At 62.1% G+C, this 21,638-nt stretch carries 19 protein-coding genes and 2 pseudogenes; 3 read left to right on the top strand and 18 right to left on the bottom strand.

The annotated features are described in order from the left end of the window. Positions 1-10: 10 nt before the first annotated feature. The 11 genes and pseudogenes from CU110_RS03890 to CU110_RS03840 all read right to left on the bottom strand — a co-directional run bounded on the left by CU110_RS03890 (position 11) and on the right by CU110_RS03840 (position 9,714). Entirely contained in the window at positions 11-1,039 is a 1,029-nt protein-coding gene (locus CU110_RS03890) for a porin (RefSeq protein ID WP_084208024.1), read from the bottom strand. A 280-nt stretch (positions 1,040-1,319) separates the two neighbouring features. Beyond that, entirely contained in the window at positions 1,320-2,705 is a 1,386-nt protein-coding gene (locus tag CU110_RS03885; RefSeq protein ID WP_077375166.1) for a TRAP transporter large permease subunit, read from the bottom strand. Beyond that, positions 2,702-3,295 (bottom strand): TRAP transporter small permease, encoded by a 594-nt coding sequence (locus tag CU110_RS03880; RefSeq protein WP_084209616.1) that lies wholly within the window; start codon positions 3,293-3,295, stop codon positions 2,702-2,704. Before CU110_RS03880 ends, CU110_RS03885 begins: the two co-directional genes overlap by 4 nt. Positions 3,296-3,301: 6 nt before the next feature. After that, complete coding sequence (locus CU110_RS03875; RefSeq protein WP_077375169.1) at positions 3,302-4,291, bottom strand: TRAP transporter substrate-binding protein; 990 nt, start codon at positions 4,289-4,291, stop codon at positions 3,302-3,304. Positions 4,292-4,484: 193 nt separating this feature from the next. Further along, positions 4,485-4,718, bottom strand: a pseudogene (locus CU110_RS03870) (ProQ/FINO family protein); the annotation flags it as partial. A gap of 273 nt (positions 4,719-4,991) precedes the next feature. Then, positions 4,992-5,543 (bottom strand): dihydrofolate reductase, encoded by a 552-nt coding sequence (locus tag CU110_RS03865; RefSeq protein WP_077375174.1) that lies wholly within the window; start codon positions 5,541-5,543, stop codon positions 4,992-4,994. Continuing rightward, positions 5,540-6,334 (bottom strand): thymidylate synthase, encoded by a 795-nt coding sequence (locus tag CU110_RS03860; RefSeq protein ID WP_084208021.1) that lies wholly within the window; start codon positions 6,332-6,334, stop codon positions 5,540-5,542. Before CU110_RS03860 ends, CU110_RS03865 begins: the two co-directional genes overlap by 4 nt. A 160-nt stretch (positions 6,335-6,494) precedes the next feature. After that, positions 6,495-7,298, bottom strand: a complete 804-nt coding sequence (gene lgt / locus CU110_RS03855) for a prolipoprotein diacylglyceryl transferase (protein ID WP_077375180.1) — start codon at positions 7,296-7,298, stop codon at positions 6,495-6,497. A gap of 27 nt (positions 7,299-7,325) precedes the next feature. Beyond that, positions 7,326-8,108, bottom strand: a complete 783-nt coding sequence (locus CU110_RS03850; RefSeq protein WP_077375183.1) for a sulfite exporter TauE/SafE family protein — start codon at positions 8,106-8,108, stop codon at positions 7,326-7,328. Beyond that, positions 8,066-8,725: a response regulator gene (locus CU110_RS03845; protein ID WP_127734616.1), complete on the bottom strand. Its 660-nt coding sequence runs from the start codon at positions 8,723-8,725 to the stop codon at positions 8,066-8,068. The genes CU110_RS03850 and CU110_RS03845 overlap by 43 nt, the downstream gene beginning before the upstream one ends. After that, the gene (locus CU110_RS03840; RefSeq protein ID WP_127734614.1) at positions 8,689-9,714 is read right to left on the bottom strand and encodes a hypothetical protein; all 1,026 of its coding nucleotides are present in this window, start codon (positions 9,712-9,714) and stop codon (positions 8,689-8,691) included. The genes CU110_RS03845 and CU110_RS03840 overlap by 37 nt, the downstream gene beginning before the upstream one ends. A 64-nt stretch (positions 9,715-9,778) precedes the next feature. On the opposite strand from CU110_RS03840, the pseudogene CU110_RS16530 reads away from it, so the two are divergent. Next, positions 9,779-10,036: pseudogene (locus CU110_RS16530) on the top strand (NRDE family protein); the annotation flags it as partial. 31 nt (positions 10,037-10,067) lie between these two features. Here the strand turns inward: CU110_RS16530 and ptsP are convergent. Continuing rightward, positions 10,068-12,422 carry a phosphoenolpyruvate--protein phosphotransferase gene (gene ptsP, locus CU110_RS03830; RefSeq protein ID WP_127734610.1) on the bottom strand — a complete coding sequence of 785 codons (2,355 nt, stop codon included), beginning with the start codon at positions 12,420-12,422 and terminating at the stop codon, positions 10,068-10,070. After that, the gene (locus tag CU110_RS03825; protein WP_127734608.1) at positions 12,415-12,930 is read right to left on the bottom strand and encodes an RNA pyrophosphohydrolase; all 516 of its coding nucleotides are present in this window, start codon (positions 12,928-12,930) and stop codon (positions 12,415-12,417) included. The genes ptsP and CU110_RS03825 overlap by 8 nt, the downstream gene beginning before the upstream one ends. A gap of 220 nt (positions 12,931-13,150) precedes the next feature. On the opposite strand from CU110_RS03825, the gene CU110_RS03820 reads away from it, so the two are divergent. Both CU110_RS03820 and CU110_RS03815 read left to right on the top strand, forming a co-directional pair. Then, positions 13,151-13,807 (top strand): HAD family hydrolase, encoded by a 657-nt coding sequence (locus CU110_RS03820; RefSeq protein ID WP_077375196.1) that lies wholly within the window; start codon positions 13,151-13,153, stop codon positions 13,805-13,807. 254 nt (positions 13,808-14,061) lie between these two features. Beyond that, positions 14,062-15,453, top strand: a complete 1,392-nt coding sequence (locus CU110_RS03815; protein ID WP_077375199.1) for an FAD-dependent oxidoreductase — start codon at positions 14,062-14,064, stop codon at positions 15,451-15,453. Between the two features lies 1 nt (position 15,454). Here CU110_RS03815 and rsd read toward each other — a convergent pair whose 3' ends face one another. The 5 genes from rsd to msrB all read right to left on the bottom strand — a co-directional run bounded on the left by rsd (position 15,455) and on the right by msrB (position 21,616). After that, on the bottom strand, positions 15,455-15,949 hold the full coding sequence (gene rsd, locus CU110_RS03810) for a sigma D regulator (RefSeq protein WP_077375202.1): 495 nt from the start codon (positions 15,947-15,949) through the stop codon (positions 15,455-15,457). A gap of 126 nt (positions 15,950-16,075) precedes the next feature. Then, entirely contained in the window at positions 16,076-16,636 is a 561-nt protein-coding gene (locus CU110_RS03805) for a disulfide bond formation protein B (protein ID WP_084208017.1), read from the bottom strand. 156 nt (positions 16,637-16,792) lie between these two features. Continuing rightward, on the bottom strand, positions 16,793-18,391 hold the full coding sequence (gene gshA / locus CU110_RS03800) for a glutamate--cysteine ligase (protein WP_084208016.1): 1,599 nt from the start codon (positions 18,389-18,391) through the stop codon (positions 16,793-16,795). A gap of 164 nt (positions 18,392-18,555) precedes the next feature. Beyond that, a complete protein-coding gene (locus CU110_RS03795) occupies positions 18,556-20,979 on the bottom strand; it encodes a Tex family protein (protein WP_084208015.1) in 2,424 nt (807 codons plus the stop codon). 139 nt (positions 20,980-21,118) lie between these two features. Further along, positions 21,119-21,616 (bottom strand): peptide-methionine (R)-S-oxide reductase MsrB, encoded by a 498-nt coding sequence (gene msrB, locus CU110_RS03790; RefSeq protein WP_084208014.1) that lies wholly within the window; start codon positions 21,614-21,616, stop codon positions 21,119-21,121. Positions 21,617-21,638 lie beyond the last annotated feature (22 nt).

Below are 21,638 nucleotides of genomic sequence, written 5' to 3'. Positions count from 1 at the left end.
TGAGAGCGTCTTAGAAGCCGTAGTAGATGCCGACTGCAGCGCCGTCACCGTCATCGCCAGAGCGATCGTACTGGGCGTATTCAATGTAGGTGTACATCGCGGAAGAGATGTTGTAAGTCACACCCAGGTTGAATTCGTTGAAGCTGTCGTCGCCACCGTTGTCAGAAGCAAGAGTGGAATTGTCTTCAGCGTCGACGTACTGGTAGCCGCCGTAGACGTCGCCCATGCCGTAGCCGTAGCGTGCGCCGATACCGTAGTAATCAACGTCGGTGTCATCTTCTTCACCCGCGAAGCGCTCAGCCTTGACGGCGATGCGCAGGGCGTCAACGGTGTACTGACCGGTGATACCGTACTGGTCGCCGATGTCACTGCCGTTGGTGGCTTCGAACTGGTCCAGGTTGTCATACACACCAGCGACAGAGAAACCGCCGACGGTGTACTTGGCACCTGCGAAGAAGGACGCCTGGTTGGAATCAGTGACGTTCTCGTCTTCACCGTCGCCTTCGAAGTTGGAACCGACAGCGAACTGCAGGCCGCCCATGACCGGAGACATGTACTGCAGCTTGTTGCCTTCACGAGTCTGGCTGTCACCGTCGATCTGGGTGCTGGAATCAGTCAGATCGAAGTATTCGTTGTTGGAGATCGGATCCTGGATCCAGTCGTCCATCAGCTGATCCCAGGAACCGATACGCGCGTCACCGAAGGAACCCTTGGCACCGACGTAGGACTGGTCGCCATCGTTCAGGCCGTTGCCGCTGCCCTTGGATTCGTCAGCGTCGTATTCCCACTCGGCCTTGAAGTAACCGACGATGTCGTCGTTGATCTTGTGCTCACCCTTGGCACCGAAGGTGGAACCGTTGTCGCCCAGTTCACTTTCCGGGTCACCGCCGAGCTGGTCGACATAGGAGTATGCCAGCTGAACGTTGCCGTAGATGTCCAGCTTGGTGCCGTCTTGATTGTAGACGGTTGCAGCGGAAGCGGAGGTAGCAGCCAGGGCAGCAGCGCCGGCGATGGCAGTAGCCAGAAGTGTCTTTTTCATCGCGATAGTTCCTTAACTAGCGTTAACTGTTCGATCGTGTCTGCCGGTGGCAGTGGCCGAGGTTCCGGGCGCTTGATGACGCCTCTAAAACCCTGTGGCCTTGTTATTATCCAATGCTCGCAGGGAAACCATATACCGGGCTTTCAGGATGTGCAACAGAAAAAAACACTGTTTTCGATCACTGGTCCTGAACCAATACGCCGGTCAATTGTCTGGCGTGCCAACACTCTAGAGCGGAAGAATGAAGGATTCATGACAACCATGGGTTTTCTCGAGGGTTTCATTGGCTTAGCCAGTTGGGCAGGAAGAGTGAGATCGACGGGACATAGGTGATCAATACCAGGAACAGCAACAACAACGACAGCCACGGGAGTGCGGCACGAATGACCCAGGTCATCGGCTTGCCGGTGATACCCGCGGTGACGAACAGGTTGAGCCCCACTGGTGGCGTCAGCATGCCGATCTCCATGTTGACCACCATGATGATGCCGAGATGGATCGGATCGATGCCCAGCTGCGTCGCGATGGGAAACAGGATCGGTGCCATGATCAGCAGGATGGCCGAGGGCTCCATGAAGTTGCCCGCCGCCAGCAGCAGCAGATTCATCACGATCAGGAATCCCCAGGCTGGCAGCCCCCAGCCGATGATGGTCTCGGCGATGGTGTGAGGAATGCGTTCAGTGGTCAGCACATGGGCGAACAGCATCGCATTGGCGATGATGAACAGCAGCATCATCGAGACGCGCGCACCATCCAGCACCACCTTCTTGACCTCCTGGTCCGAGAATGAGCCCACCAGGCCTGCCGGCACCTGCCAGAGAGCACGCAACCCGGCCCTGCCCCATGCTTCGTTGCCTCTGCGCCATGGCACGTCCTTCAAGGGCCCCATGTCGCGATAGCCCACCACTGCGATGAACCAGGCGTAGACCGTCGCGACCGCCGCCGCCTCGGTGGGGCTGGCCACCCCGCCGTAGATCGAGCCCAGCACGATGAAGATCAACATCAGCCCGCCCATCGCGACCAGCCCCGAGCGAGCGAGCGTCCTGAGGCCCGGGAACGGCTGTGAAGGCAGTTTCTTGATTCGGGCAGCGATATAGATGGCCACCATCAGGATGCCGCCCATCAACAGCCCGGGGATCAGGCCCGCCATGAACATCTTGGCCGCCGAGACCTCCGTGGCCGCGGAGTACACCAGCATCACGATGGAGGGAGGAATCAAGATCCCCAGGGTACCGGCATTGGTGATCACCCCGGCCGCGAAGGATTCGCTGTAGCCCTGGCGCACCATCCCCGCGATCACGATGGAGCCAATCGCCGCGACCGTGGCCGGAGAGGACCCCGAGACGGCGGCAAACAGCATGCAGGCCAGTACCGAGGCCATCGCAAGCCCGCCACGGACATGGCCGATGGCATCGGTCGCGAAGGTGATCAGGCGGCGTGCCACGCCTCCCGTCGAAAGGAAGGTGCTGGAAAGAATGAAGAAGGGAATCGCCAGCAAGGTGTAGTGATGCGACAGGGCTTCAAACAGCTTGATGGCGACCGAGCCCAGCGAATCACTCGAAAACAGCAGTATCGTCGTGACACTGGAAAATCCGAGCGCGAAGGCGATCGGCATGCCGAGAAAGATGCCACCGAACAGCAGCGCGAACAGAGTGGCTATGGTCATCGTCTGGGTTCCTGATCACTGTCGCGTTTACCACCGGCACCATCGGAGCTGTCACCAATGACCGAGTCAGCCGGCTGCACCAGGTGCATGCTGTCCTCGCCTTCGTCGTGAAAGCCGAAACCGCTGGCATCTCCGCGTATCACCTTCCAGCCCAATACCGCGAAGCGCAGCATCAGCAGCAGCATCGCGATGGGCAGAATCGTCAGGGCATACCACTTGGGTATCGCGATATCCTCGAGTTCGATACCGATCATCTGCATCAAGGACAGATATTCGTAACTGCCGACCAGCAGCATCACGCAGTACGCCATGCAGATGACCAGCGCGGCCAGGGTAGCCACCCGCTGCCAGATCAGTGGCAGCATCTTCACCACGACATCCACACCGATGTGCGCGCCCTGCTTGACGCCCCACGACACGCCGATCAGCACGAACCAGCCCGCCAGATAGAGAGTGGCTTCCTGGGACCAGCTGATACCGGTATTGAAGACGAAACGCAGCACCACCTCGACGAAGACCAGCAATACCATCGCCACCAGCAGCAGCGAGAACAGCGTCTCTTCTGCCTTGTGTAGCCATCCAAGTTTCATGGCAACTCAGCGATTGGCATCCTGAGCGGCATCGATGATGTCCTGACCGATATCATCGGCGAATTCACCCCACACCGGCTTCATCGCATCCACCCACTGCTGGCGCTGCGCATCGTCCAGCGTGATGATCTCGCTCTGACCGGAGTCGATGATGGCCTGCTTGGCCTCGAGATTCTTGGCCTGGGACAGCTCATTGCCATAGGCGATGGCTTCATCCAGCGCTGACTTGACCTCGCCACGCACCTCCTCCGGAAGCCCATTCCAGAAGCGTGCCGAGGACACCACCATGTAATCCAGCACGCCGTGATTGGATTCAGTGATGTAAGGCTGCACTTCAAAGAACTTCTGGGAATAGATATTGGAATAGGTATTTTCCTGACCGTCGATGGCCTTGGTCTGCAGCAGGATGAAGACTTCGGAGAACGGCTTCTTCAGCGAGACGGCGTCCAGCGCATCGAACTGCGCCTCGAGCACGTCAGAGGTCATGATGCGGAATTTCTTGCCATCCGCATCATCTGGCACCGTGAGCGGTGAGGACGCGGAGAGCTGCTTCATGCCGTTGTGCAGATACCCGAGTCCGACCAGCCCCTTGGGCTCCAGCGCCGTCAGCAAGGATTGGCCTGTCTCGCTGCTCTGGAAACGCTCCACCGCTTCCATGTCCTTGAACAGGAACGGCAGATCGAAGACCTGCAGCTGATCCGTGTATTTCTGGAACTTGGAGAGTGACGGAGCCGCCAGCTGGACATCGCCCAGCAGCATGGCTTCCAGCACCTTGTCATCCCCATAGAGCTGGGAGCTGGGATAGAGCTCAACGGCCACCTGATCCCCCAGTCGCTCTGCGACCAGCTCCTGGAACTTCTTGCCCATCTGCCCCTTGGGGGTGTTTTCCGCGACGACGTGAGAGAACTTGATGGTGATGGGGTCGGCCATGACAGCGGTCGAGGCCATCAGAATGGCGGCACTCAGGGCTGTCAGGGCAGGCTTGAAAAGGCGCATGGCAGTTCCTCTCGGATGTGCGGATTTCCACCCACCAACGACAGAGCCCCTGTGCGGCAATCCGCACAGGGGCTCTGCGGTGCTTGGTCATCAATTCACTCAGCTTGTGGCTGATGCGCTGGCTGGCAGCCTGCTCCTCACGCTCCTTCTGCTGACGAGTCAGCTCCGCGAGCTGCTGACGTGCATGCAATGCCTCGTCTTCAGTGACGGCACCCACGGACTGACCTTCAAGATCGACCCGCTGCGTGCCGGCACGAACGGCCTTCAGGTATCGAGGCAAGTGGACGTAGCCCGCCAGAGCGCGGCGCACGAGCTTCTCGTCCCAGGGCTCGTTCTCCAGCAACTCGACATGGATGCCAATCTTCAAGGGACGGGTGTGGCCCTTGAAGAAGGTATCCGGATAGCGCTTGTACCATTGCTTGAGCAGCGCCTGGGGCGACGGCGGCGCATCTGCTGGCGCAGCGCGGCCAGCGTCTCGCGTAGCTGGGCATTTTCCGATTCCAGCGCCAGACGAGCCTGACGCTCTCCGTCACGCTGCTGTCGCTGGGTGTCGGCTTCATGTTCAAGCGCAGAGTACAGCGCTTCGAGGCGATCCATCGTCAAGGCCTGAGCCTCCCTTGCACGCTATGGGCAGTTCCGTTTGGCACCAGTCTGTGTCAGTACCTGCTGACTGTAAAGTTCCCGCTGGCAGGCGCAAGCGCTAGTCGTCCCTGCGCTCATAGCGCACGAAGTCATAGGCAGGCAGGCCTTCACCACTTTCTCCCGGCACACGCTGAGCTTCTTCCCAGTCAGCACCAAGCTCCGGGAAGTGCGCATCGCCTTCGATCTCGACCGCTACCTCGGTCAGGTACAGACGCGTGGCGACAGGCAGTGCCTGTGCATAGATCAGTCCACCCCCGATCACCATGATCTCGTCCACACCTTCGATCATCGCATGGTGATCCGCCATGTTGAGCGCCGCCGCCAGATCGTGACAGACCCGTACGCCATCGTGATGGAACTCGCTGTCACGCGTGACGATGATATTGAGTCGATTGGGCAGCGGCTTGCCGATGGAGGCAAAGGTCTTGCGCCCCATGATCACCGGCTTGCCCTGGGTCGCATGCTTGAAGAACTTCAAGTCTTCCGGCAGGTACCAGGGCAGATTGTTGTCGACACCGATCACGCGATTGACCGACATGGCGGCGATCATCGCCACCGGGACCACGGTCTCGGCGGCGGCACTCAGCGGAGAAAATTCCTTGTCACTCATACGGCCACCTGCGCCTTGATATGCGGATGGGATTCATAGCCTTCGATGGCGATGTCATCGAAGGTGAAGTCGAACAGATCCGTCACGTCCGGATTCAGCTTGAGCGTCGGCAGGGCCAGCGGCTCGCGCGTCAGCTGCTCACGCGCCTGCTCCAGATGATTGCTGTAGAGGTGGGCATCGCCGAGGGTATGTATGAATTCCCCCGGCTTGAGGCCACAGACCTGAGCGATCATCTGGGTCAGCAGCGCATAGCTGGCGATGTTGAACGGCACGCCGAGGAAGATGTCGGCGCTGCGCTGATAGAGCTGGCAGGACAGCCGACCATCGGCGACATAGAACTGGAACAGGGCATGACACGGCGGCAGGGCCATCTCATCCACCAGCGCCGGATTCCAGGCCGAGACCATCAGACGGCGCGAGTCCGGGTTGGTCTTGATCTGCTCGATCAGATGCGTGATCTGATCCACGCTGCCGCCTTTTGGATTCGGCCAGCTGCGCCACTGATAACCGTAGACCGGCCCGAGATCGCCATTCTCATCGGCCCACTCATCCCAGATACGCACGCCATTTTCCTTGAGGTAGGCGATGTTGGTGTCGCCTTTCAAGAACCACAGCAGCTCGTGGATGATCGAGCGCAGGTGCAGTTTCTTGGTGGTGACCAGCGGAAAGCCTTCGGCCAGATCGAAACGCATCTGGTGACCGAAGACACTCAAGGTACCGGTACCGGTGCGGTCGCCCTTTTGCGTGCCGTTTTCCAGCACGTGGCGCATCAGATCGAGATAGGGTTGCATGGGCCCTGCACCAGCCTCTTCATGAATTCGAATCGTTCACTTGACGATATTTTACGCTGCCAGATACGCAAGAACGCGGCCCGATGGCCGCGTTCTTGCGTATCTGGCAGGGGGCCAGTTTACACCGATTGCCCCCTGTAATCACACCTGCATTCCCACCTCAGGATGCGCGAGGCAGCGGCGGCTGCGCCACGTCCTGACCACGCGACCATGCCATCAGCAGCAACCCGAACAGCACCATCGGCAGCGACAGCAGCTGACCCATGGTCAGCCAGTCGAAGGCGATGAAGCCGAGCTGGGAATCCGGTTGGCGGAAGAACTCGGTGATGAAGCGGAAACTGCCGTAGCAGAGCAGGAACAGACCGGAGATCAACCCCTTCTGGCGCGGCTCACGCGAGGCGAACCACAGGATCGCGAACAGCGCGACGCCTTCCAGCGCGAATTGATAGAGCTGAGAGGGATGGCGTGGCTCCGGCCCGTAGAGCGGATAGACCATGCCCCATGAGACATCGGTGATACGCCCCGGCAGCTCCTGGTTGATGAAGTTGCCCAGGCGCCCTGCACCGAGGCCGATCGGAACCATCGGCGCGATGAAGTCAGTCAGCTGGAAGAAGGTCAGCTGGTGACGACGCGCGAACACCAGCATGGCGATCAACACACCCAGCAGGCCGCCATGGAAGCTCATGCCGCCATCCCAGACCTTGAAGATCCACACCGGGTCCGCCAGCAACTTGTCGAAGCCGTAGAAGAGCGCATACCCCAGGCGCCCACCCAGCACCACGCCCAACGCACCGAAGAAGATCAGGTCTCCCACGGCATCCTGACTCAGGCCGACCCGCCCGCGCCGGGCACGCGCCAGCCCCCAGGCCGCCGCGAAGCCGATCACGTACATCAATCCATACCAGTGAATCTTGAAAGGCCCCAATGCCAACGCCACGGGGTCGATCTGAGGATATTGCAACATGAGAAAACCTTGAATGAATAAGTCGGCTCACGAGACGAGAAAGCGCAGCCCCACGATCACGAGAATCAACGCGAACAACCGCTTGAGCAACAGCGCCGGCAACGCATGGGCCAGCCGTGCGCCCACTCGCGCGAAAGGCACCGACACCAGCACGATGCCGAGCCAGGCAACCCAATGTACATAGCCGATGGCATGCTCCGGCAAGCCCGGGGCGTGCCAGCCCACCGCGATATTGGTCAGCGCTGCCACCAAGGCGATGGGAAACCCGGCCGCGGCCGCCGTCCCGACCGCCTCGGTCATGCGCGCCTGCCAGCTGGTCAACATCGGCACCATCACCGTCCCTCCTCCGATCCCGAAGAGTGCGGATACCACCCCGACGGTGCCACCGCCAAGAAACTGCCCGGCACGCCCCGGCGCCTGCGCCAGCTGACCCACCTTGAGATCCAGTCCCATCTTGACGGCGACCAGCAGCACGAAGCCACCGAACAGCAGCTTGAGCATCTCGCTGCTCAGTCCGCCCGCCAGCACCACCCCCAGCGCGGTTCCCACCACCAGTCCGGGCAGCAGGCGCTTGAGCCAGTCCAGACGCACGGCGCCACGCTCATGATGCGCACGCGCCGATGACAGCGAGGTCACCACGATGGTCGCCAGTGAGGTACCTATCGCCAGATGCATCAAGACATCAGTGGCGACACCTTGCAGCGCAAAGGCTGCCGCCAGCACCGGCACGATGACCAGCCCGCCACCGATACCGAACAGGCCGGCGATCAGACCCGCCACGGCCCCCAACACGGGATACCACCACCACATGCCCCACTCCTTGCAGCTGCCTTCATCGTGGCCCGAGGCAGCCATTTGCGAACCTTGTCGATCAACGCCTGAGGACGATAGGGCTTGCCAAGATAATCATCCAGACCTGCCGCGAAGAAACGCTCGCGGTCCGCCTCGCTGGCATTGGCCGTCAGGGCAATGATCACGCTACGCCTGTCACTGCCGGCCCCGGCCTCCTGTTCGCGCCAATTCCGGGTAACGCTGACGCCATCCATGCCGGGCATGAAGATATCCATGAACACCAGGTCGTAGAAATGGCGCTCGCGCGCGGCCAGCGCATCTTCTCCACTGCTCGCCGTATCCACCACCAACCCCTGGCGGCCGAGCACCGTGCGCGCCAGCATGGCGTTCACCGGACCATCATCGACGACCAGAATGCGAGTTTCGACAGGATTGTCCGGCCAGGACAACGGCACCAGGATCTCCAGCACCTCCTCCCCTTGCGTCTCATGCTGTCGGTAGCGCCCGCCGAGCTCCTCCACCAGACGACGAGCCATCAACAGCGAGGAAGGCGCATTGCGCCCGACATCGAGGCCACAGTGATCGTGAAGCTCAAGCCTCAGCCAGCATGCCGACCCGCGCTCGCGCGTCGACAACCATCTTCCGACAGATGCTCGAAGAGCTGCGCCAGACGCCGTACATCGCCACGCAGCAATGCAGGCAGCGCGCCCAGCTGCCACTCGAAGGGCAGTCCCACGTCGTGGTAGCGCTGCTGCATGTCATTGAGCAGCGCTCCCAGCGCCTCGGCGGGCGTGAACAGATTCTCCTCCAGCGGCGTGCGCACGACATCGTCGCGCTCCGTCAGCACATTCAGCAGCTGTGCCACGCTATCGAGACGCCCCTGCAGCAGGCTCAGCTCGGCATCCTCCAGATGACGCTCGCGACGCAACTGCCCCAGCTTGCGCACCAATCCCTGCAAGGGAGGCGTCAACTCGGCGTGCAGCATGTCCAGGTAGTCACTCTTGAGGCGGGCTTCCTCGCGCGCCCTGTCGCGTGCGACCAGCAACTGCTGGCTGGCCTGATCATGTTCTGATTCATCAATCATCACGCCCAGCACCTGGGCGGGGTCGTTGTTGAAACGGCACAGCTCGAGACGCATGCGCCGCATGCGGCCCTCGGCATCATGGACGCGCAATTCTCGACTGTTGGGTACGCTCGGGTTGGGCTCCAGCATCAGCAGACTCCCGACCGAGCGCCCCAGCGCTTCATGTAGCACCAGCCCGAACAGCTTCTCGAAGGCAGGATTGGCCATCGCCAGCAGGCCATGACGCATCACGAAGGCAGGCAGTGGCAAGGCATCCAGTTCGTGGCCACGACCACGGCGCAGCAGTGCCACGGCAGCACGGTGACGGCGCAGAATCTCGTCGGCCGGATACGCCTGATGGGCCGAGACGGGATACTCCTCCATGACCTGCCCCTGCTCGAGCCGCACGCTCTGGCGTGCCAACCATTCCAGTGGCTGCCCCAGGCGCTGATCAAGGCGACGCAGGCGCCATTGCAGAATCAGCATGCTCACCGCGAAGACCAGCAGCAAGGCACCGGCGCTGCCCAGCAGCAATGACAGCAATGGCATCTCGCCCGGCACGTCAAGGACGCTGGCTCGACAGGGGGAGGACGGCGCGAGAACATGGTCTGGGAGCATCCTGTAGATGCCCACCCTCTTTCGGAGTCTCGCCATGTGCCTGATGGCATTCGATTGGCAGCCAGATGCCACGACAGGTCACTGCCTCACGCTGCTGGGCAACCGCGACGAGTTTCATGCCCGTGCGACCACTGGCCTGTGCCGCTGGCCGGATACCGCCCTGTGTGGTGGTCGTGATCTGGTGGCAGGAGGGGGATGGCTGGTCATGCATCGGGCCGGCGCCCTGGCGACGCTGACCAATGTCCGCCAGCTGGACCGCCCCTCCCATGCGGCCACCATCAGTCGCGGTCAGCTGGTCACGGCCGCCGTGCGCCAGGCGGTGGCCAATGCCTCCACCCTGTCGCTTGGGGACTGGCTGGAGGCCCTGAGCGCTGGCGAGACCGTGGCGTGTGGTCACGCGGTGGCAACAGATGCGCCAGCTCCCATGCCTGCATGCGCTCCAGCAGCAGGCCATGCACCTGATTGGCCGTCGGCTGACACAGGACCTCGCTGACCAGCCCCTGGGCTGCCGCCAACGACACGCGGCGAATGGCGGCACGGACACGTGGCAGGCTGGGCGCATTCATCGACAGACCATCAAAGCCCATTCCCAGCAGCAGCAAGGCACCGGCAGGGTCACCGGCCAGCTCACCGCAGACGCTCACCGGCATGCCCAGCGCTTTCGATTCTTCCGCCAGGCGCGCCAGCGCGCGCAATACCGCCGGGTGACACGCATCATAGAGACTCGCCACTCGTGGGTTATTGCGGTCCACCGCCAACAGGTACTGGGTGAGGTCGTTGGACCCCACCGAGAAGAAGTCGACCCGGGTCGCGAGCGCTTCCAGCTGATAGAGGGCCGCCGGCACCTCGATCATCACGCCGACGCTGGGCCGTGAGACGTTGACACCGTCTTCCGCCAGCTCGATCAAGGCACGATTGACCAGCGCCAGCGCGGCATCCACCTCCTCGATCCCCGAGACCATCGGCAACATGATACGCAGATTGTCCAGGCCCTCGGCGGCGCGCAGCATGGCACGCAGCTGCACCATCAGGACTTCCGGGTGATCCAGTGTCACGCGTATGCCGCGCCAGCCAAGGAAGGGGTTGGCCTCCTTGATGGGGAAATAGGGAAGATCCTTGTCGCCCCCGATATCCAGCGTACGCATGGTGACAGGCAGAGGGGCAAAACCGGCCAGCTGCTCACGGTAGAGTCGTGCCTGCTCCTGCTCGCTGGGGAAGCGATCATTCATCATGAAGGGCACTTCCGTGCGGTAGAGCCCCACGCCGCCAACCCGGGTCTTGAGCGAGGCCACGGCATCCAGCGCCAGGCCGGTATTGACCATCAATGGCATCACATGGCCATCAGGCGTCACGCTCGGCAGATCCTGCTCCTGCTCCAGCAGCACGCTCAGCGCCTGCTCCTCGGCGATCAGCCGCGAATAATGCACGCTGAGCTCATGCTCCGGACGCACCACCAGACGACCGCGATGGCCATCGAGGATCACCGGCGCGCCACCCAGGCGTGACAGCGGCAGATCCACCATCCCGAGCACGGTCGGAATTCCCATGGCCCGCGCCAGGATGGCGACGTGGGAGGTGCTGGACCCGCTGACCGCCACCAGTCCCTTGAGCCGCTCACGCGGTACCTCGCCCAGTGTCGCCGGGCTGATCTCATGGCCGATCAGGATGGTGTTCTCGGGGTACTCGATCGGGCCGCTGTCGCCCTCCTCCTGCAGATGCGCGAGCACCCGCCGGCCAAGATCGCGGATATCCGCGGCGCGCTCACGCAGATAGTCATCATCCACGCGCTCGAGATACTGAACATGCCGGCGCACGATATCGGCCAGTGCCGCAGGCGCCCACTGCCCTTCCCGGATACGCTTCTCGACTTCCTGGCCCAGCGCCGCGTCGCCCAGCATCTGCTGGTAGACCTCGAACAGCGCATGCTCCTGAGTGGAGATACGACTGGCCAGCCGCTCTGCCGCGACACGGATTTCCTCGCGCACGGCGTTGATCGCCTCCTTCAGGCGAGCGATCTCGAAGTCGATGTCGGTGGGAATGAGGTCCGGCACCGAGTCCAGATCCGCCGGCGGAGAGAGCACGAAGGCCTTGCCGATGACGACGCCGGGAGACCCGGCGACTCCCTTGAAGGTCGCCTGGCCGCTGGTCCCGGCCAGCTTGCCCAGTGCCCCGGTCGCCAACGCATGCGCCAGCACACCCGCCAGCTGCGCGCCCAGCGTGACAAGAAAGGCTTCTTCGCCCTCATCGAAACGACGCTTCTCGTGCTGCTGGATGACCAGTACGCCGAGCACGCGGCGCTGATGGATGATGGGGACGCCCAGGAAGCTGGAGAAGCGCTCCTCGCCGGTTTCCTCGAAATACCGGAACTGGGGATGCGCCGGGGCATCCTCGAGGTTGAGCGGCTCCTCTCTGAGCGCCACCATGCCCACCAGCCCTTCACCGCGCGCCATGCTGACCTGTCCCACGGAAGACGAGCGCAGGCCAATGGTGTCCTTGAGCACGAATCGGTCCGTCTCGGGCGCCAGAAGGTAGACGGAACAGACATCCGTCTTCATGGCCTTGCGAATGCGCAACACCATCGTCGCCAGCGCCGCGTCGAGTGAACGCGCGCCATTGACCTCCTGAACGATACGCCGCAATACCTCAAGCATGGTGTACCTCGAGCATGACGCGCCTCACGTCCACCAGTCGTTGCAGACGCGGTGCCAGTTCACGCAACGCGCGCCGGTAGACCTCGCGCTTGAAGGCCACGACCTGACCCAGCGGATACCAGTAACTGACCCACCGCCAACCATCGAACTCCGGCTTGGGCGTGGAATCCACACTCACGCGGTTGTCCTGACAGCGGATCTGCAACAGGAACCACTTCTGTTTCTGACCGATGCAGATCGGTCGGGAGTGCGTTCTCACCATGCGTCTGGGCAACCGGTAGCGCAGCCAACCTCGGGTACAGGCCAGTATCTCGACGTCCTCGGCCTTGAGGCCGATCTCTTCCTCGAGTTCACGATACAACGCCTGTTGCGGTGTCTCGTTTGGCTTGATGCCCCCTTGCGGAAACTGCCACGCATTCTGTCCTACCCGGCGCGCCCAGAGCAGCTGGCCCTCACAGTTGGCAATGATGATGCCAACGTTGGGGCGAAAGCCGTCAGCGTCGATCACGGATGTCACCTTTGATTCGTTAATTGAAACCATTCTTCCACAAAGGCTGAAAGCGCTTCAATACGCGGTTTGGCGGTGTGAAAGGCCAGGCACGTCTGCAATAATCGACCCCTTCACCGTATTGCACTGCAACACCGCCTTCGGAAATCCTCCGTTGGCCCCCGTACACCCGCGCAAACACTGGGCCGGCGACCTGGCTGGGCTGAGCAAGGAGTTCTCCGTGAGTCTGGCCATCTTTGATCTCGACAATACCCTGATCGCCGGGGACAGCGATCACGCCTGGGGCGAGTTCCTGGTTGAACAAGGCGCTGTCGACGCTGACACCTACCGTGAAGCCAACGAGCGCTATTTCCAGCTCTATCAGAGTGGCGAACTGGACATTCACGAGTACCTGGCCTTCTCACTCAAGCCGCTGGCCGAGAACAGTCCGGAACAACTCGCCGCCTGGCACCAGCAGTTCATGGCCGCCAAGATCGAGCCCATCATTCTGGCACGGGCAGAAGAGCTGCTGGCGCGTCACCGTGCACGCGGCGATACGCTGCTGATCATCACCGCCACCAACCGCTTCATCACTGCCCCCATCGCCGAGCGCCTTGGCGTGGATGACCTGATCGCCATCGAGCCCGAGATCATCGACGGGCGCTACACCGGCCGCGTCGACGGAGTTCCCAGCTTCCAGGGCGGCAAGGTCACTCGCCTCGAAGCCTGGCTTGCCGAGCGTGATCACACCCTGGATGGCAGCACCTTCTATAGTGACTCCATCAATGATCTTCCGCTGCTCGAGCGTGTCGATACTGCCATTGCAGTGGACCCGGATGAGCAACTGTTGGCGACCGCCCAGCAGCGCGGATGGCGCATCATCTCACTGCGCGACTGACAAGCCATTGATTTTAAAACAAATAATCGACCTATAAGGGAATGCAGCTTCATCTATAAGGTTTTCATGTGGCTACAGGCATTCACCATAAAGTCGACCTTATTTGCTGAATCATTTCGCGTCCGATGTGTCTATAATGTGTGTCCATCGAACCGTCGAGCCTGACGAGGCATGCCCCGTCACGGCAGGACGGCCCCCGGTAGCCCGGTCGGGTGCCGGGGGATGTCCCTCACCAACTCTGAGCGTGAGCAGCCATGTCCTCAACGACATACGATGTCCTGATTGTGGGTGGCGGCGTGTCCGGCACCGCCCTTCTCTATGAACTCGCCCGCTACACCGACCTCTCGTCGGTCGGCCTGGTGGAAAAATACGACCATGTCGCGATCGTCAACTCGCACGGTCGCAACAACTCCCAGACCATCCACTGCGGCGACATCGAGACCAACTACACGGTCGAGAAGGCGCGCGTGACCAAGCGCACCGCAGGCATGGTGGTCAACTTCGCCACCAAGCTCAGCGAGAGTGAGCGCGATCACATCGTCTACAAGTACCCGAAGATGGTACTGGCGGTCGGCGCCAAGGAATGCCAGTTCCTGCGCAAGCGCTTCGAGACCTTCAAGCCACTGTTCCCGAATCTGAAGCTGCTCGAGCGTGATGACATCGCTGAGCTTGAGCCGAAGGTCGTGGAAGGTCGCCGTCCGGACGAGGAAATCGTCGCGCTGGGTTCCACCGACGAATACACCGCCGTCAACTACACCACCCTGTCGGAGGCCTTCGTCAGCGAAGGCGAGAAGGCAGCGGCCGAGAAAGGCATGAACTTCGACGTTCGCCTCTCGACCGCCGTGGAAGACATCCGCAAGGAAGGTGACGTCTACAAGGTCAAGACGGACAAGGGCGAGCTCAGCGCACGCTATGTCGTGGTCAGCGCCGGTGGTCACTCCCTGCTGTTCGCCCACAAGATGGGCTACGGACTGGACAAGTCCTGCCTGCCGATGGCTGGCTCCTTCTACTTCACGCCGAAGGTGCTCAACGGCAAGGTCTACACCATCCAGAACGAGAACCTGCCGTTCGCCGCCGTCCACGGCGACCCGGACGTGCTGGTGGAAGGCAAGACCCGCTTCGGGCCGACCGCTCTGATGCTGCCGCTGCTGGAGCGCTACAACGGCAAGACCTTCTGGGAGTTCCTCAAGGTACTGCGCATGGACCGCAACGTCGTCAAGGCCCTGTGGGACCTGATGAAGGTGCGCGACATCCGCAACTACATCTTCAAGAACTTCATGTTCGAGGTGCCGGTACTGCGTGAGCGCCTGTTCCACGGCGACATCAAGAAGATCGTCCCGAGCCTGGACGTCAAGGATGTCAGCTTCGCCAAGGGCTTCGGCGGCGTACGCCCGCAGCTGATCGACAAGAGCAAGCAGAAGCTCGTGATGGGCGAAGCCAAGATCAATCCGGGCACCGGCATCGTCTTCAACATGACGCCGTCACCGGGTGGCACCAGCTGTCTGGGCAACGCCGAGAAGGACATGTATCTCGCTCAGGAATTCCTTGGTTTCAACATCGACAAGGATGCCTTCGAGCGTGACCTGCTCACCGGCGAGATCGAGCTGACCGAACTCGAACGCCCGGAAGCCTCTTCCCTGATGTGACTCATGCCACGGGTTGCCGCGAGTGAGCCAGTGGCTCGTGTACCGCATGCAGGCGCTGAATCAGTTGATCTTCCAGCGCGAAGCGCTCCGTCAGCCCCTCCTGAAGACGGGCCAGCCACTCGGGCAGGCGTGTGCGGTAGTGCTGGCAGCGGGTCGGACTCGAGAAGTCTTCATCGAAGGACAGTACCAGCTCCGTCGAGGGCTCCAGACGCAGCATCAACTTCTCCGCAGCGGCCAGAGCCTGGGTATCCTCGAAGACACGCCCCTCTTCCTTGAGCTGAGGATAGACTTCGAAATGGCCCGCCGAGATGTAATCCATCAACAGCTCGATGAAGCGATTGACGCGTGTCATGTCGAGCTGCTCGAGATCATTGACGCAGGCCTCGTGCAGATCCATGAAGCAGACCAGCATCTCGCGTCGCTGATCCAGCCAGCGATCAACCAACTGATGAACGCCACGAAAGCGTTCCGCCGCAGTGGTGCATTCCTCCAGCATGGGCGCCTCCTCTGGCATGACCCGAACGGTGGGGGCTGACATCAGGTGCTCACCCCGCTGCCAACCCACTATCCTCCATGCGACGGACGCTGCCAACCCCCCACCATGGTGGCAGGCGTCATGCCCTCAACGCCGGAAGCTGCTCCACAGCATGGCCAGCGGTACCAGCGTCAGAGCACAGAAGCCGATCAACGACCACTGAGGGATCGAGAGCCCCAGCCACTGGGCACTGATCTGCGCGCATTCACCGGAGGCATTGAGCACTTGGGTGATCACGTCCCATACCGGCAGCACTTCCAGCATGTAGTTGAGGCCCGGGCCACAGGCCGGCACCTGATCCGGCGGAAGGGATTGCAGCCAGACATGACGACCGGCCAGCACGATGGCACCCACACTGCCCGCCAGCGCACCCAGCGCATAGACGCGGGTACCGATACGCCCCGGCCCATGCACGGCACCCAGCAGGAAGAAGACGCCTGCCACGGCCACCGCCACGCGCTGGAAGATGCACAGCGAACACGGTGCCAGACCAAAGGCAAACTGCAGCACGAAGGCGACACCGAGCAGCAACGCGCACCCCAGCGCCCCCAGCAGGCACCACTGACGACCGCTCCAGCGCGCCAGACAGGCGAGCCCCCCACCCTGGCGTGTCGGCTGTTGTCCTGATTGATTGTCCGCGTGTGTCATTTGCTGTCCTTGCCGGCATGGGCCAGAGACATCATCGGCGCCTCAAGTCTGAGGCGCCGATGATGTCGCGATGGCCGGTGTCGCCGCGATCAGCGATGGATGCCTATCATGCCGCGCAGGGATGACCTGAACATGAATCGGCGTTGCATCGACGAGTCAGGCCGGTTGCGTGGCATGCGCCGAGGCAAAGTATTCGGCCATGAAGGTATCGAAGTCCTGATGGTCGCCGGCCTCGATATCGCCCTGTTGCTGCAGGGAGGTCTCGACCAGTTGATCCAGCAGGTAGCCACGTGCACGCTCCATCGGCTCCGTCTTGAACTGCTCGGCCTGCCCCTTGGCCAGTGCCAGCACTTCATCGACGAAGTTGCTGCCGTTGTCGAGCATGCTGGTCAGCAGACGGCCCGAGGGCGTGGTCTGGGCATCGTCAAAGCGCGGCGCGAGTGCCGCCAGCGCATCGCGATGCTCGCTGCCTGACTTGTGATTCTCGTCCAGCAGGCTTGCCACTTCGCCAAGCTCATCCATCACGTTGGCGGCCAGTTCACGCAGACGCCGCTCCTCACCCTTGACGTTCAGGGTCAGCTCGGGGTCACGTCCCGCCTCCACGACGCGTCGCTTGCTGTCGTCAAGGTTGGCGCATTCCTCGTCATCGATCCATGGGCTCTCGGTCAGCAGACACCAGATCAGGAAGGTATCGAGGAAGCGGATCTGCGTCTCGTCGATCCCCACCGGCAGGAAGGGATTGAGATCCAGGCAGCGCACCTCGATGTATTCGACACCCCGGCCTTCCAGCGCCTGGCTGGGCGTCTCGTTGTGCCGGGTGACACGCTTGGGACGGATGTCGGAGTAGTACTCGTTCTCGATCTGCAGGATGTTACTGGAGAGCTGCGACCAGCTGCCATCAGCCTGCTTCACCCCCAGCTTCTCGTAGTCCTTCCACGGCGTGACGATGGCGTGACGCAGCGTCCCGACGAAGTTGTCCAGCGAGTTGAAGCAGATCTTGAGCTGCGCCTGGACCTTGTTCTGGTAGCCCAGGTCCGACATGCGCAGGCTGGTGGCATAGGCCGAGACCAGACTGCGGTCGGCCTGACGCTTGAGGCGGTCATCATTGCCGCCATCCAGGAAGCTTTCGTCGATCCCCGGCGAGGCGCCGAACAGATAGAGCAGAATCCAGCTATGGCGACGGAAGTTGCGGATCAGCTCGAAGTAGCGGCGCGAGCGGAAGTCACGCGCATCCTCGCCTTCGGCATTCTCCATCTTCTGAAGCAGCGTCCAGAAATCATCCGGCAGCGAGAAGTTGTAATGGATACCGGCAATGGACTGCATGATGCGCCCGTAGCGCACATCCAGTCCCTTGCGGTAGACATGCTTCATGGTGCCGGTGTTGGAGGTGCCATAATCCGCGATCGGCACGCTGTCATTGCCGTTCAGCCTCGGCGGCATGCTGGCCGGCCAGATCAGCTCATCCCCCAGATTGCGATAGCTGAAACGATGCAGGTCCGCCAGAAACTCCAGGGAATCCTTGGGACGCGAGAAGACCGGCGTGATGTACTCGAGCAGCGACTCGGAATAATCCGTGGTGATGTACGGGTGAGTCAGCTTGGACCCCAGAGCACGCGGGTGCGGGGTCTGGCTGATGCGGCCGTCGGCGTCGACCCTGAGGCCTTCTTTCTCGATGCCACGGCGCAGACGCCCGAAGAGTCCCTGACGGGCGGGGGCCTTGAGTCGCGCAATGGCGGACGCGAGTTGCTCGGACAAGGTATTGACCCTTTCGCATGGGGAGAAGCCCAGCCTCTCCGGTCGAGTTGGATGACCATGGCCCGCGGACTGCACCGGATGCCATGCAAGACGCGAACGGCATCCACCGTTCGCGTCAGGTCAGTATGCCCACATTATGGGCGCGTAAAAAATGCTTTCAAGGCTTATGATTTCGACTTGCGTGCATTGAGCAGGGCCGCTGCCATGGCATTGTTGGCGGGTGCCGCTCCGCCTCCTTCACTGGAGCCGCTGGCGCGACCGCCTCGTTCCTGACGGCCACCGCCGGTCTGGGAGCGCCCTCCACGATTGCCCTCGCCCCCGCGTCGCGCCTCGCCTCCCGCGCCTTTTTCACCGGGAGTATCGCTCATGCGCATGCTCAGCGCGATGCGTCCACGCGGTATGTCGACCTCCATCACCTTGACGCTGACGATGTCACCGGCCTTCACCACCTCACGCGGGTCGGCAACATACTTTTGCGACAGAGCAGAGATGTGTACCAGGCCATCCTGATGCACACCGATGTCCACGAAGGCCCCGAAATGGGTGACGTTGGTCACGACACCTTCAAGTTTCATGCCCGGTTCGAGATCCTTGAGCGTCTCGACCCCTTCCTTGAACTCGGCGAAGCGGAATTCAGGACGCGGGTCGCGCCCCGGCTTGTCCAGCTCCCGCAGGATGTCCGTGACTGTCGGCAACCCGAAGTGATCATCCGTGAACTCGGCAGGCTTCACGCTGCGCAGGAAGCTGCTGTCGCCCAGCAGGCTGGGTAGCTCACGGCCATGCGCCTTGGCGATACGCTCGACCAGCGGGTAGGCCTCAGGGTGAACGGCGCTGGCATCCAGCGGGTTCTCACCCTCGGCAATACGCAGGAAGCCGGCGCACTGCTCGAAGGTACGTGGCCCGAGCCGACTGACCTTCAGAAGCTCCTTGCGCGAGGCGAAGCGGCCATTGGCATCACGATGCGCGACGATGTTCTCGGCAAGCGTGGTATTCAGACCCGCGACGCGTGACAGCAGCGCACTGGACGCCATGTTGAGATCGACACCGACGCCATTGACGCAGTCCTCGACCACCGCCTCCAGACTGCGCCCCAGCTGCACCTGACTGACATCATGCTGATACTGGCCGACCCCGATGGACTTGGGCTCGATCTTAACCAGCTCGCCGAGCGGGTCCTGCAGGCGACGGGCGATGGAGACCGCGCCACGAATGGTCACGTCCAGATCCGGGAACTCACGCGCGGCATATTCCGAAGCGGAGTAGATGGACGCCCCTGCCTCGTTGACCATCACCTTCTGCAGGCGACGACCGGACAGGCGGGTCAGCACGTCGGCGGCCAGCTTGTCGGTCTCGCGTGATGCGGTCCCGTTGCCGATGGCGATCAGCTCGACATCATGACGCTCGACCAGCCTGACCAGCTCCGCCACCGAGGCATCCCAACGATTGTGAGGCGCATGCGGGTAGAGGGTGGCCTGATCGACATACTTGCCGGTGGCGTCCACCACCGCGACCTTGACGCCGGTACGCAGGCCCGGGTCCAGCCCCAGGGTGGCCTTGGGCCCCGCCGGGGCTGCCAGCAGCAGATCCTTCAGGTTGTCGGCGAAGACCTGGATGGCCTCCTGCTCGGCACGCTCACGCAGGCGGCCGATCAGCTCGCTTTCCAGATGGGTATAGAGCTTGACCCGCCAGGTCCAGCGCACCACCTCCTTCAACCAGCGATCCGCGGCGCGCCCCTGGTCCTCGAGGGAGAAATGCGCCGCGATGGCACCCTCCATCGGGTGCCGCGGCAACTCGTCCTCGCCTTCCAGCTTGAGCGCGAGGCTCAGCACGCCTTCATTGCGACCCCGCAGCATGGCCAGCGCGCGATGCGACGGTGCCTTGTGCAGCGGCTCGTCGTGTTCGAAGTAATCGGAGAACTTGGCGCCTTCCTGTTCCTTGCCCTTCATCACCCGGGCACTGAGGATACCGTCATCCCACAGACGCTGACGCAGACGACCGACAAGCGCGGCGTCTTCCGCGAAGCGCTCCATCAGAATCTGCTTGGCCCCATCCAGTGCCGCCTTGGGGTCGGCCACGTCCTTGTCGGCATCGACGAAGCCAGCTGCCTCGTCTTCCGGCACGAGCGTCGGGTCGCCAAGCAAGGCATCCGCCAACGGCTCAAGACCCGCCTCACGGGCAATCTGGGCCTTGGTACGACGCTTCTTGCGATACGGCAGGTAGAGGTCTTCCAGACGCTGCTTGCTGTCGGCAGCCAGCACATCGCGCTCGAGACTCGCGGTCAGCTTGCTCTGCTCGGCAATGGATTCGAGTACCACCTGACGGCGCTCTTCCAGCTCACGCAGGTAGCGCAGGCGCTCTTCCAGAAGACGCATCTGGGTGTCATCCAGCCCGCCGGTCGCCTCCTTGCGGTAACGCGAGATGAAGGGCACGGTGGCGCCGCCATCCAGCAGCTCCACCGTCGCGGTGATCTGTTCTTCACGCACGTCCAGCTCCGCCGCCAGCGCCTGCTGGATACGGCGAGCGGTAGCAGCAGGCGACAGCGTCGGTGCAGGGCGAGCGGTAGTGGCGTCAGTTGCGGTAGCGTCCATGAAACATCGATCCCTTCACGACTATGATTCTGGTGACAAGACGCAGGCGGCCCGGTCGCTGAGTCGACCGGGCCGCCTGCATCACGATGCCGTCACGTTACCACAAAGCCCGTGGATTGCTTTAGCTTCACAGGCCCCCTCAGGCCGGCACGAAACGCAGCGCCACCCCATTGTTGCACCAGCGCAGTCCCGTGGGCCTGGGGCCGTCCTCGAACACGTGTCCCTGATGCCCTCCGCAGCGTGCGCAGTGATATTCTGTACGCGGCCACACCAGCCCGTAGTCCGTCTTGGTCAACAGATGCCCTTCGATATGATCGAAGAAACTCGGCCAGCCAGTGCCGGACTCGAACTTGGTACGCGAGGTGAACAGCGTAAGGTCACAGCCGGCACAACGGTACTCACCGTCACGCGATTCCTTGTTGAGCGCGCTGGAGCCTGAGCGCTCGGTGCCTTCCTCGCGCAGCACGCGATACTGCTCTGCACTCAGGCGTGCGCGCCACTCGTCATCATCCAGCACGAGCTCGGCAATGTCCGGCGAGCGCTCCAGCTCAAGCTCCGGGCGAGCGGCAGCCAATCCCGGCAGTGCCAACATCGCACCGCCACCCAATACAAGCCCCATGAATTGGCGACGTTGCATGACGAATCTCCTTAGACATCGG

The sequence above is a fragment of the Cobetia sp. ICG0124 genome (genome assembly GCF_004006355.1).
Taxonomy (GTDB): domain Bacteria; phylum Pseudomonadota; class Gammaproteobacteria; order Pseudomonadales; family Halomonadaceae; genus Cobetia; species Cobetia marina.
Note: the sequence above shows the minus strand (reverse complement) of the source record. Positions and strands in the feature narration are given on the sequence as shown.